The sequence below is a fragment of the Cytophagia bacterium CHB2 genome, assembly GCA_030263535.1.
GTDB lineage: Bacteria > Zhuqueibacterota > Zhuqueibacteria > Zhuqueibacterales > Zhuqueibacteraceae > Coneutiohabitans.
This window is the reverse complement of the sequence record SZPB01000031.1, coordinates 1-12,469: the sequence shown is the minus strand read 5'-3', so window position 1 is coordinate 12,469 and position 12,469 is coordinate 1. Positions and strand designations below refer to the sequence as shown.

Here is a 12,469-nt window from a genome sequence, read left to right as displayed (position 1 = left end):
CCACATGAAAAACCGATACTGTGTTTTTTTCGGCTACCGCAGTTTTCTAAAGGCATCTATTATTGTTCCAACCTCCTCCTCCCCCAACGTGCGGGCATCCAGCCACACGCAATCATCCTGCACATAACCGATAATTGGAGTCTCTGCCAGGCGCAGGGCCTTTGCCAATTTTGCCGCGGAGAGATTGGTACTGCGGACGGTCACAGCAAAGCTGGGAATCTTCTCAATTGGCAAAGCGCCGCTGCCGGCCTCACTCGCAGTGGCCTCAATTTTGATAAAAAAATTTTCAGCGCAGACGGCGCGCAAACCGTCATACAACCGTTGCGCCCGTTGTTGCACCAGTGCGACATCTTCCGTCAACATGTGAATGACAGCATGATGCTCGCGCAAACTCTCGGGATGCAAAAACAACCGCAAGGTGTTCTCCAACAGCGCAAGCGTCAGTTTGTCGCAGCGTAGCGCGCGCATGAGCGGATTTTTTTTGAGGCGTTGAATCAATTCTTTCCGGCCCACAATCAAGCCGCATTGCGGCCCGCCCAGAATCTTGTCGCCGCTGAACGTCACCAGATCAACTCCGGCCTGAATGCTTTCGGAAACGAATGGCTCATAAGGCAAACCCCATTGCCGCAAATCAACCAGCACACCGCCGCCCAAATCATGAACCAAAACCAGGCCGTGACGGTGCGCCAGCTCAACCAGATCCTTGAGCGCCACTTCATGCGTAAATCCGAGAATGCGATAATTGCTCGTGTGCGCCACCAAAATGCCCGCGCTTTTCGGTGTAATCGCTGCGGCGTAATCCTGCAGCTTGGTTTTGTTGGTTGTGCCGATCTCGACCAGCTTTGCGCCGCTTTTTTTCACCACTTCCGGCATGCGAAACGCGCCGCCAATTTCCACCATTTGCCCGCGCGAGAGCATGATTTCTTTTTTATCGGCGATGGTATTCAACGCCAACAAAACCGCGGCCGCATTGTTATTCACCACACAAGCCGCTTCCGCGCCGGTCAATTCGCGTAGCACGTTCTCAACATGAAGATGGCGATCGCCGCGCTTGCCCGTTTCCAGATCGATTTCCAAATTGCAGTAACCCGGCGCAATGTCCCGCAATGCCGCTAGCGCGGTTTCGGATAACACCGCACGACCCAAACCGGTGTGCAAAATAATCCCGGTGGCATTGATCACTTTCTTAAGGCGAGGCGCCAGCAGCTTCTGTGCCTGGGAAACCGTCAATTCGACCGCCTGTGCGAGTACCGCTAACTCATCCGCCTGCGCCGGTGGCTGGGTTTGCCATTGTGCGCGCAACAGCGCCACTGCCCGTCGTGCGCACTCCGCTAAAAACTCCGGCGCGAGGCGCGCGCGCAGAGGCGTGAGGCGATCATGCTGTAAAATCTTATCCACCGCCGGCAACAGGCGCAACGGTTGATCATCTCTCATGATTTTATTTGACACATTTTCTCCGTATAGAAAAACGTTGTGAAATATATTACCATGCCGTCGCTGAAAAGCAAGCAAAAATCTCGCGGCAGCCTTGACTCTTGATAAAAGGTGTGACATATTCCGACGTTATCCTGTCGTTTTCAGAAAATTGCCGGTTTGCCGCAACGCAGGATCGCAATCAACGATTTGGCAAAGCGCCACGTCGCTTTTGGTTTTTCGTATATAGATTGCTTAGGAGGACGCCATGTTTTGTCCCAACTGTCGCTCGGAATATGTTGACGGAATCACGGAGTGCTCGGATTGCCATATTCCTTTGGTTGAGGAATTGCCGGAAGAAATGGAACCCGAAAATCTTCCAGCTTATGTCAAAGTTCTCGTCACATTCAACTCCGCTGATCTCGTTGTCATCAAATCATTGTTGGAAGGCGCCGGCCTCGATTATTACATCGAGGGCGAGAACTTTCATTATCTCGGCGTGCCGCCGGCGCAATCGGTTAAACTTGTGGTGCGCGAAGATCAAGCCGAGGCCGCGAAGGAATTGTTGTCGGGACTCGATTTGCGCGGCTGGTCGGTTACACGCAGCGCCGAATCCGATGACGATGAAGCAGAGCCGGATCAGACAAATTAAAGCGAACGCCAATGATTCTCAGCGTCACGCCCAATCCCATGCTGGATAAAACGCTTTGGCTGTCCCAACTGCAATTCGGGAAAACCCATCGCGCGCACCGGTTGGAAGAAGTTGCCGGCGGCAAGGGCATCAATGTCTCGCGCGCCTTGCGCAATTTGAACGAGAACACGCTTGCAACCGGTTTTGCCGGCGGGTATACCGGCGCGGTTATCCGGCGATTGCTGGATGCAGAAAGAATTCCACACGATTTTGTTGAGATCGCCGCAACAACGCGCATCGGGTTCACGCTGATGGAAACGGATTCGACGCGTCATACCGCGGTGTTCGAGCCGGGGCATCAGTTGCAGGCACAGGAAGTTGCCAAACTTGTCGAGTGCGTAAGCGAGCGCTTGACGCAATGCCGGGCCCTGGCGCTGTGCGGCAGCATGCCCTGCGAAGGCTTTGATCATTTGTATGTCGATCTCATCCGCGCTGCGCGGCAGGCCAACGTGCCGGTATTTTTGGATTCTTATGACGCGCCGTTGCGGCACGGCTTGGCTGCCGGGCCGAATTTTCTCAAGCCCAATCGCGATGAAGTTTTGAATACGTTCGGCTTCGATGTGCGCCGGCCTGCAGATCTTCAGCAGGCCCTGGCGCAACTCGGGCAAACTGGGGCGCAATATATTTTCATCACAGACGGCGAGCAGCCGGTTCATGTTTTTGCCAACGGCCGGCAATATGTCGCCACGCCGCCGGCAATTGATTATGTCAATGCGCTCGGCAGCGGCGACACAATGGTTGCGGCTTTTCTTTACGGCTGGTTGCGCAACATGCCGGAGGAAGAATTGATTCAATTTGCGTTGGCAGCAGGCGCCGTAAATGCCGCGCATGACATGCCGGGTTACGCCAATCTTGCCGAGATTAAGGCGCTTGCGCCTCGCGTTCACCTGCAGAGGACCTAGAGTTCAAATCAAAATCCGTTGGCTGTTCTTATCAGTATGGTCTTTGTTAATACCGTGTCTGGAAATGAACCCGTGAACATTCAACCGAACACAGTTTAAACCAGCTTCCATGAAAATTTCCTACGTCATTCTCGTCGCCGGACTCCTTCTGATCCTGGCGGCCGTCTCCGGTTATCTCTACAACAAGCAGCGCCTGGCGCAGCGTGATCTCGAACAGCAGCGCGCCGTGAATCTCGAGTTGACTCAGAAGGTGCAAACCCTCGAGAATCAAATCGCAGCCTTGTCACAGCAACTCAAAGAAGAAGTGTCCAAGGTTTCCACGGAAAAGAACGAGGAAATCACACGCTTGACCGGCACGCACGAGGCCTTGATCAATGAGCTGAAGAATGAAATCGAGCAAAAAGAGATTCAAATCACGCAACTCGCCGATCGTTTATCGGTGAGTTTGGTGGATAAAATTCTGTTTCCGTCCGGTGAAGCGGATTTGTCGGCGGCAGGCGTGCAAGTGCTGCAGCGCGTCGGCAATATCATCAAAAGCGCTGAAGACAAAATTATTCGCGTCGAGGGCCATACCGATAACGTGCCCATCGCCGCGCGTTTGCAGGCGCGCTTTCCCACCAACTGGGAGCTTTCCGCCGCGCGCGCTACAAACGTTGTGCGCTTCCTGCAAGAAAGTGTGGGCATCGCGCCCGAGCGTTTACAGGCGGCGGGCTTTTCGCAATATCATCCCGTTGACACCAATGAAACGAAGGAAGGCCGCAGCCGCAATCGCCGCATCGAAATTTCGCTGCTACCGGCCGGCGGCGCTTCCGGAGTAATCCCCAAAAACTGATGCCAGCATATGCAAATCGATCACGTCGAGTTGTTCGTGCCTGATCGCCATGAAGCGGCCAGGTGGTATGAAGCCGCTCTCGGCTTAAAAATTTTGCGTGAACATGAGGATTGGGCGGCTCATCCCGAAGGGCCGCTGATGATTTCCAGCGATGGCGGCCACTCCAAGCTTGCGCTGTTTGCGGGTGCGCCGCGCGGCAATCGTGAAACCGCGGGACATCACCGCGTCGCGTTTCGCACCGAGGGCCAAAAATTCCTGCGCTTTCTGGATCATCTCGAACAATTCCCCATTTTTGATGAGGCCGGGCAGCGCGTGACGCGGCGCAAGGTTGTCGATCATGACAAGGCGTTTTCAATTTATTTCTGCGACCCTTATGGGCATCGCTACGAAGTTACGACTTATGATTACGATTATACCGTCACGCATTTATCCCAATTGAACAAGAAATGAAAAAAGCAAAAAACTATCAAATTGGAAACTTGTTGCAAGAGACAATCGCCGGTGTTCGCATCCTACTGGTCTTGCCCGCGTTCCTTCTCACCTCCTGTTTGAAACCTTACACCGCCATGGATCATTCGCAGCAACCAGAGGTTCGTGTGGGTTTGATTTTGGATGCGGCGCAAGCGCAGTTCGAGGTCGCCGAAGCCTTCAGCGTGCGCGGCCCGGACGGCAAATTTCAAACACACATACCGGCAGGCGAAACCTGGATCGTGCAGCCCAGCGGCATTTCTGAACAGCCGCTGGAATTACGCACGCGCGACGGCGCGCAACGCTTCACCTTGCCGGAGGGCGCGGAAATCAATGCGCATGAAATCAAGCTTGCGCTGGGCAAGGAACAGCGCAGTTATCACGATCGTTTGCGCTTTCATCTCACACCGTCCGGCAAGGTTACCGTGGTCAATATTTTGCCGGTGGAATATTATCTTGCCGGCGTGTTGCCCGCGGAAATGAATGCGCAATTTCCGCTCGAAGCATTGAAGGCGCAAGCTATCGCCGCGCGCAGCGAAGTCATGATGAAGCTCAAGCCAAATCGTGATGACGCCATTTTTGATATTTGCGGCGACGCCACTTGCCAGGCTTATGCCGGCAAGAGTCAACGTTCGGCGCTGACGGATCGCGCGGTGAATGAAACGTTCGGAATCGTTTTGGCCAATCAAAATCGCGAAGTCGTGAACGCGCCCTATGCCAGTGTTTGCGGCGGGCACACGGAGAACAATGAAAGCATCTGGTCCGGCAATGCGCGGCCGCATTTGCGCGGCGTGTTTGATTCTGTTTCCCCGCACAACGCGGTTGAAGATTTGACAGTGGAAGAAAACGTGCGCGCCTGGCTGGCGAGCAACCCGGCGGCAAACTGCAATCTCGAAGGCATTGCCGCGCCCGCGGGCATGGCCTACAGCAAAAAATATTTTCGCTGGCAGATGACTTTCGCCGCAGCAGAATTGCGCGACAATATTCGCAAACAAACCAGCGAAGATTTTGGCGATTTGCTCGATCTGCAAGCCATGCGTCGCGGCGTTTCGGGCCGCATCACCAAGTTACGCGTTGTCGGCACAAAAAAAAGTTTTGAGATCAACCGAGAATTGGCGATTCGCCAAGCCTTGTCGCCGCAAACCTTGTGGAGCAGTTTGTTTGTTGTCGATAAAACGGCCAGCAGCGCAAACGGCAGCGCGGCGCAGTTCATCATTCGCGGCGCGGGCGCGGGACACGGCGTGGGCATGTGCCAAATCGGCGCGGCCACGATGGCCTTGCGCGGCAGCAAGCATGAAGCGATTCTCAAACATTACTATTCCGGCATTCGTTTGAGGCGCGCTTATTAACCTCGAACAAAGCTCAGGTTCCACCCGAGGCACGATGCAAATCGCCATTCGCCAGTTTCGCACGCACGCCGAATACAAAGCCTGCGTCGCCCTGCAGCAGGAAACGTGGGGCGCGGTTTTCACTGAAATGGTGCCGCCTTCAATTTTATTGGTCAGCCAAAAAATCGGCGGCGTTGCCGCCGGCGCATTCGATGAGCACGATCGGTTGATCGGTTTCGTCTTCGGCTTGACGGGCGTGAAAAACGGGCGGCTGGTGCATTGGTCCGATATGCTCGCCGTGCGGCCGGAAGCGCGTGATCTCGGCATTGGCAAACGCTTAAAATTGTATCAACGCGAGTTGGTGCAAGCGCTTGGCGTGGAAACAATTTATTGGACCTACGATCCGCTGGTGGCGCGCAACGCCCATCTCAATCTCAATCGCCTGGGCGTTGAGGTCGAAGAGTATGTGCCGGACATGTATGATAGCGATTCGCAAAGCGATTTGCATCGCGGCCTGGCATTGGATCGTTTCGTTGTGGCGTGGCATATTTCATCGGATAAGCCGTCAAAGGAGACAGAAGACACCTCGGCAAAGGCCCGCGAACGTTTCAAAGACGCCGGCATCATCAACCCCCACGGGCAATGCGCGACGCTCTCAGAAAACTCTGCGTTCGTGCACGCGCGCATGCGTATCGAAATTCCACCGGATATTCAAGCCGTCAAAGAAAGCTCGCTGGAAACCGCAATGCAATGGCAAGCATCCGTGCGCCAGGCTTGTCTTTTTTATTTGGATCATGGTTATCGCGTTGCCGGTTTTTATCGCGATCCGGAAAATGGCCGCTGTTTTTATGGCGTCGAGAAATAGAACGCTGGATTTCATTCGTCGCGTGGCCTTTGACCGCAACCAAAAGATTGAGCCACGGATTGACACGGATTTTCAATCTGTGTGAATCCGTGAAAATCTGCGTCCAAAGTTTTTTGTTTTTCTGTACAACCGTGATGTGTAACCGCATAGTCAGATCATGATCCAAATCGAACGTCTCACCTTGCGTGAAATTCGCCTGCCGTTGAAAGAGCCGTTTGAAATTTCCTCCGGCACGGTGACGGATCGCCGCATCTTTTTGCTGCAACTGCGCGATGTCAATGGCGTCACCGGTTGGGGCGAGTGTGTGGCCGGCGAAGCGCCGAACTACTCCGCAGAAACGGTTGAAACCGCCTGGCTCGCCATTCGCGAATGGATTGCTCCGCGGGTGCTCGGACGCACATTCCATCATCCGCGCGAGATTTTTCCTGTGCTCGAAGAAAATTTTCGCGGGCACAACATGGCCAAAGCCGCGGTGGAAATGGGCGCTTGGGAGTTGGCCGCGCAAATTCAGGCGGTGCCGCTCAGCCGCCTGCTCGGTGGCACGCGTGAGAAAATTGCCGCCGGCATCTCGCTCGGTATTCAAAAAAATCCGAAAATTCTCGTGGAAAAAGCCGCGGCTTGCCGCGCCCAGGGCTATCGTAAAATCAAAGTGAAAATCAAACCCGGCGCGGATGTGGCGTTCGTGGCCGCGGTGCGTGAAGCGCTCGGTCCGGAGGCGCCAATGATGGTGGATGCCAATAACGCGTTTTCATTGAATGATATTGATCTACTTAAAAAACTCGATGCCTTCGATCTCATCATGATCGAACAGCCGCTGGCATGGGATGACATTGTGCGGCATGCCGCCTTGCAAAAGCAACTCAAAACGCCGATTTGTTTGGATGAATCCATCACCGGCCTCGACAAAGCGGAAGATATGCTGGCGCTGGGCAGCGGGCGCATCATCAACATCAAGCCGGGACGAGTTGGCGGGTTCACCGCTTCAATTGCGATTCACGATTTCTGTGCGAAGAACGGCATTCCGGTGTGGTGCGGCGGCATGCTGGAAAGCGGCATTGGCCGCGCGCACAACGTTGCGCTGGCCTCGTTGCCGAATTTCGTGTTGCCGGGCGATCTCTCGCCCAGCAGCCGCTATTGGGAACGCGACATTGTGACACCGGAATGGACGATGGATGCCGAGGGCATGGTCACCGTGCCGCTTGACAAACCCGGCATGGGCGTGACCGTGAATTTGGATCGGGTGGATGAGTTGACGGTGAGGTGTGAGGCGATTGCGGCAACAAGATCCAAATGAAAACCTTTCAATGTGAACGGGCTAGAACCAAAACCTCGAGCACAGATCAACGCCGATTCACGCTGATTTTGTCTGAGTTGATTTATTGAATCTGTTCTCAGGGCGCTTGCCTCAAAAGCGACGATTTCACTTCAGCATGTACAGAAAATTTAATGAAGAAAACTCCCCGATTATCCGATTTTCTTGTTTCACATTTTTCTGATGACTTAAAGTCACATCTTCTCGCCCTGCGCCGCGACTTGCATCAACATCCCGAACTATCCTTTCAAGAACACCGCACCGCACAAAAGCTTTATGACGAACTGGCGCAATTGCCGGTGCAGCAGCTCGAACATGTTGCCGGTACCGGCGTCATTGCCCGCATCAAAGGCCGAAATTCTCGCGCGCCGGTTGTGGCCATCCGCGGCGATATTGACGCGCTGCCGATTCAAGAAGCAACGGATTTGGAGTATGCTTCGGTGAATCCGGGTGTCATGCATGCTTGCGGCCATGATGTGCATGCCACGTGGACCATTGGCGCGGCGCATTTGCTCGCCGCCAATCCCGCTGCCGGTGATGTCATGATCATCTTACAACCCGCAGAAGAAATCGGCAAAGGCGCGCTGGCAATATTGGAAAACGGCGTCTTGGAAGGCGTACAAGCCATCATTGGCGGCCATGTCGATCGGCGTTTTCAGGTGGGACAAGTGGTGGCAGAAGCCGGAGCACTCGCCGCATCTGCCGATGAATTCAAAATCGAGTTGATCGGCAGCGGCAGCCACGGCGCGCGGCCGCATGAAGCTGCAGATCCGATTGTCGGAGCAGCAGCGTTGATTTCGGCTTTGCAAACGATTGTTTCACGGCGTCTCAATCCCGCCAAAGCCGGCGTGGTGTCCGTCGGCACAATGCGCGCCGGCAGCGCGGCGAACATTATTCCTGAGCGCGCGCAACTCACCGGCACGCTGCGCGCGCTTGACGCGGAGACGCGACAGCTTCTGCACGATGAGGTTCGCCGGCTTGCCACAGCGATTGCGCAAGCTTACGGTTTGCTCGCAGACGTCGAAATCATTTTAGGCACGCCGGTTCTAAACAACTCATCGCAAGCGGCAAATTGGGCGAGGCAGGCCGTGAGCAATATTCTTGGGGAAGAGGCGCTTGCGCCGCTCGGTTCTTTGAATCTGGCGGGAGAAGATTTTGCGTTTTATTTGGAGAAGATGGCGGGATGTTTTTTACGCATTGGCGCTTGTGAGCCCGGAGGAAAATTCGTGGCGGCGCATGCCCCGCACTTTTATGTGGCGGAGGAAAGTATATTTATCGGCGCGGCGGTGCTGGCGGAAACGGCGAGGGTGGCCTCGGCAGCGTTGTCGCAGGTTCATTAAAAATGCCTTACAACCCACCTGCCGGCCAGTTTTTCATAGCGAATATGAATGACAAGCAGAAAAGATAAAGTCAAAACCATTGTAGTCAAATTTGAATGATTTTGACTCAAATCATTTTGACGAATGGTTTTTTGCGCTCGCCTGTTTCAACTGGTCATTCGTATAACGAATAAAAAACGATTTTTCAAGCTCGAGATTGGGCCTGACCACGCTGGAGGCTCCTGGCATAAGTCCGCAAGCATTTTTCGTAAACCGGCTGAAAGTCCAAGTATGCCGTTAAAATCCGGCGGATAAAGCGGCGATGGATTTCCGGCTCACGCTCGACGATCAACTTCCCGGTCGCAAGAACTTCATGCAGAAACGGCAATCGTTGAATGCGATTCAATACTTTAACATCGCCTTCACGATGAAATAGTCTTTGTATGTCAGACGCAATGTTGCTGGTTAGCAATAATATCTCATCCAAAGTGGTTTCGTCCCGCACGATAAGCGCCACGTCGATATCACTCATCGGCGTCATCTTTCCGCTCACAGCCGAACCAAATAAATACGCTGCAACGATTTCCGGGTAGCGCTTCAGGCACCGTTTTAAGGCATCAAATTCCATGTCAAAAACTTATTAGATTTGTGCCTGAATAGCAATGGATAATTTTGAGCGCTCTGACGAAATTCGGCTGCTGCCGAGTTTTAAAGGCTTCGAGTATCGCGATTTCAGAGAGGTTTTTATGCAACGGCCAAGCCGTTGCCGGAACACTCCACCAAAGCCTCCTGATTTCAACTATCTCATCGGCAGCAACTTGCGCGTCTCGCTGAACGCGCCCGCTTGCAAGCGATACAAATAAACCCCGGAAGCCAAGCCCGCCGCCTCAAACGTGAACATGTGTGTTCCTGCGGATAAACTTCCTTCCGTGAGTATCTGCACCAATTCCCCCATCGTGTTGTAGATTGCAAGCTTCACCTGCTCGCGTTGCGGCAAATCAAAGCGAATCGTGGTCGAGGGATTGAAGGGATTCGGATAATTTTGCGCTAGCCGAAACACTGTGGGCAAAGCCTCGGTGTGCGCATCGACGTGCAGTATTTTTTCCCGGCGCAGCAAGGCCAGCTCTGCCAGCGCCAACTCTTGCGGCGCGGCGTTTTCGATCAACGCATCATGTGCCTGCCAGTAATCCTGCTCATTCACGCCGGCAGGGAGAAACGCCTCGTCCACAACACAACTCGCGCCACGAATGCGCATGAAGCGCGCCAGAGTTTGCGGCAGCGGCACGAATTGTGTGCCTTGCATCGCCGCCGCTGTTCGGTCAATCAACGTTTGCCAATTCTGGCCGTCCAGCGAGGCTTCGATGCGATAACGAAAATAACGCTGCGCATTCCATTCCGGATAAATCATCACCGCGTCGAATTGTTGCGGGGCCGCATAATCCACAGTCAAATAACCTTCCGGCCCGATGGTCGCCACGCCTGCCAGGGTTGAATCCGCGGCACCATCGTCATCGCCCTCTGGCCGCGCCGGCGGGCGCGTTTGGCCGTCGAATAAATTTGAGGCATGCTGCAGCGCCACGCCGCTAAAACTCAATCCTTGCGACAGATTCAGCGCAAGCGTTGCTGCCTGCGCCAGCGACACGCTCACGTTGCGCACGCCCCAAATCCAATTCTTCGGGGGATTCTTGGTGTTGTTGAAGATCAATACATTGATGCCGGTATCGTTCACCAGGCCGTCCGGTAACAACAATATGCGCTGCTCACTCCAGGCTTCATTGGCCGTGGTCGCTTCGTCATGAATTTTGACGCCATTGAGCAGAATGTCCATTTCATGAGCATTGTCGATGTCATAAACTTCGTAAGCCAAATCGAGATCACCCGGCTGGCCGGAGAAAAAGTAAACCACTTTGTCCGAATGAGATTCATCCCCGTTCCGAATCCGGCCGAGTGCTGCAGAAGAAGGCAATGCGTAAAACGGATCGATCGAAACCTGGCGCACGCCCCAGCGCCAATTCTTGGGGGGATTTTTGAGATTGTCGAAGCTCAACTGGTTTGAGCCGGAATCGTCAATTAATTGATCCGGCAACAACAGGCCGATCAACCCACTCCAGGCATTGTTCGACGTTATCGGAAGATCAAAAATGCTTTCCCCGTTTAACCTGACTTTGACTTCCGTTTGCAGATCAATGTCATACGCTTCAAACGTGAGATACAAAGCGCCGGGTTGACCGTCAAAACAAAAGCCAACGTTGTCCGCATGCGCTTGGTCGCCGCCGGGAATATTGCCGTAGGCTGCTGCAGCGGGAAGCGGAATGCCGCAGGATTCATCATCCTTCTTGCGATTTGCCAAAACCCAAACCGGGTCTGCCGTATCCACGTTCGACGAGTGGCCGAGCTGGCCGTGATTTGCGAAGGGTGAGGCATCGTGCGTAGCCTGGCCATCGCCTTCGTTAAATTGCCAGTAACCAACCAAACCGGGCTCATTGCCTTGCAAACGCGTGTGCATGTTTGCCTGAATCTGAGCCTGGGTTCTGGCAATGTTCCAAATGCGTACTTCATCGATGATGCCGTCAAACATATATTCGCTGCCGTCGAATTGCCCGCCAATCGCCGCTGTCCGGTCGAGCGTATTAATATCGAAGAGTGTTTCATTCGTAGCGCCGGCGAAGTCGCCGTCGACGAAAATGCGCAACTCGCCGTTAGCGTGTGTTGCAGCGACATGATGCCAGCGATCGTCATTCAAATTTGCACCATACGCAAAGTCATTGCCGTGGATTGTGCCGCCGTCGAAAAAGGGTGTGCATGTTCCAATTGCGAAGCGATTGAGGTAAAAGCCGTAAGCGCCTTCCAATGATATTGCCAGCATCAGAGGTTTTTCAGAGCTTGTTTTTACCCAGGCCTCCAGGGAAATCTCTTCAGGAGTTGTCAGAAAATTGCGGGGCAACTTGACAAGATCATCACTGCCGTCGAAATCGAGAGCGTAGTTTTGTGCATCTTCAGTTTTTGACTCAGCATATCCAATGTGCCATGAGCCGGAGGCGTCATGCGCGCCATACCACAGTCTGAAACGATCACTGTCAAACAGGAGTGAGCCGTTTCCCAATCCTTCATGATCCCAGGATCCCACCGGACCCGATGGAAGAACTGGGTTAACGCCGCTTTTCTCCCAAGTAATTCCGTCTGCCGAGATTGCCAAACCAATTGGGCTGTTGCTTGGATTTGCGAAATTCACGCCCGTATAGAGCAGGTGAAAAAGGCCATCTTTCAGAACGGCTCCGCTGCTTGGCCAGACATTGTATTCATCCCAACTACCGGCCGCGCCAGGTAAAAGCACGGGAT

General features: G+C 53.9%; 11 protein-coding genes. 8 read left to right on the top strand and 3 right to left on the bottom strand.

The features are described 5' to 3' along the window. Nucleotides 1-33: 33 nt before the first annotated feature. Entirely contained in the window at nucleotides 34-1,434 is a 1,401-nt protein-coding gene (selA, locus tag FBQ85_05255; protein MDL1874567.1) for an L-seryl-tRNA(Sec) selenium transferase, read from the bottom strand. 247 nt (nucleotides 1,435-1,681) lie between these two features. Between selA and FBQ85_05250 the strand changes: the two genes are divergently transcribed. The 8 genes from FBQ85_05250 (at nucleotide 1,682) to FBQ85_05215 (ending at nucleotide 9,151) form a co-directional block, all read left to right on the top strand. After that, on the top strand, nucleotides 1,682-2,065 hold the full coding sequence (locus tag FBQ85_05250) for a DUF2007 domain-containing protein (GenBank protein ID MDL1874566.1): 384 nt from the start codon (nucleotides 1,682-1,684) through the stop codon (nucleotides 2,063-2,065). Nucleotides 2,066-2,076: 11 nt separating this feature from the next. Beyond that, nucleotides 2,077-3,006 carry a 1-phosphofructokinase family hexose kinase gene (locus FBQ85_05245; protein MDL1874565.1) on the top strand — a complete coding sequence of 310 codons (930 nt, stop codon included), beginning with the start codon at nucleotides 2,077-2,079 and terminating at the stop codon, nucleotides 3,004-3,006. A gap of 109 nt (nucleotides 3,007-3,115) precedes the next feature. Continuing rightward, complete coding sequence (locus tag FBQ85_05240) at nucleotides 3,116-3,838, top strand: chemotaxis protein MotB (GenBank protein MDL1874564.1); 723 nt, start codon at nucleotides 3,116-3,118, stop codon at nucleotides 3,836-3,838. A 9-nt stretch (nucleotides 3,839-3,847) separates the two neighbouring features. Beyond that, entirely contained in the window at nucleotides 3,848-4,288 is a 441-nt protein-coding gene (locus FBQ85_05235; GenBank protein MDL1874563.1) for a VOC family protein, read from the top strand. Then, nucleotides 4,285-5,655 carry a SpoIID/LytB domain-containing protein gene (locus tag FBQ85_05230; protein MDL1874562.1) on the top strand — a complete coding sequence of 457 codons (1,371 nt, stop codon included), beginning with the start codon at nucleotides 4,285-4,287 and terminating at the stop codon, nucleotides 5,653-5,655. The genes FBQ85_05235 and FBQ85_05230 overlap by 4 nt, the downstream gene beginning before the upstream one ends. Before the next feature lie 34 nt (nucleotides 5,656-5,689). After that, complete coding sequence (locus FBQ85_05225; GenBank protein MDL1874561.1) at nucleotides 5,690-6,499, top strand: GNAT family N-acetyltransferase; 810 nt, start codon at nucleotides 5,690-5,692, stop codon at nucleotides 6,497-6,499. A gap of 157 nt (nucleotides 6,500-6,656) precedes the next feature. Further along, the gene (gene menC, locus FBQ85_05220; protein ID MDL1874560.1) at nucleotides 6,657-7,793 is read left to right on the top strand and encodes an o-succinylbenzoate synthase; all 1,137 of its coding nucleotides are present in this window, start codon (nucleotides 6,657-6,659) and stop codon (nucleotides 7,791-7,793) included. Nucleotides 7,794-7,945: 152 nt separating this feature from the next. Continuing rightward, a complete protein-coding gene (locus FBQ85_05215) occupies nucleotides 7,946-9,151 on the top strand; it encodes an amidohydrolase (protein MDL1874559.1) in 1,206 nt (401 codons plus the stop codon). A 184-nt stretch (nucleotides 9,152-9,335) separates the two neighbouring features. On the opposite strand, the gene FBQ85_05210 is transcribed toward FBQ85_05215, so the two are convergent. Together FBQ85_05210 and FBQ85_05205 are read right to left on the bottom strand one after the other, a co-directional pair. Next, nucleotides 9,336-9,758: a nucleotidyltransferase domain-containing protein gene (locus tag FBQ85_05210; protein MDL1874558.1), complete on the bottom strand. Its 423-nt coding sequence runs from the start codon at nucleotides 9,756-9,758 to the stop codon at nucleotides 9,336-9,338. Nucleotides 9,759-9,929: 171 nt separating this feature from the next. Beyond that, on the bottom strand, nucleotides 9,930-12,469 hold a 2,540-nt coding region (locus tag FBQ85_05205), incomplete at its 5' end, for a T9SS type A sorting domain-containing protein (protein MDL1874557.1).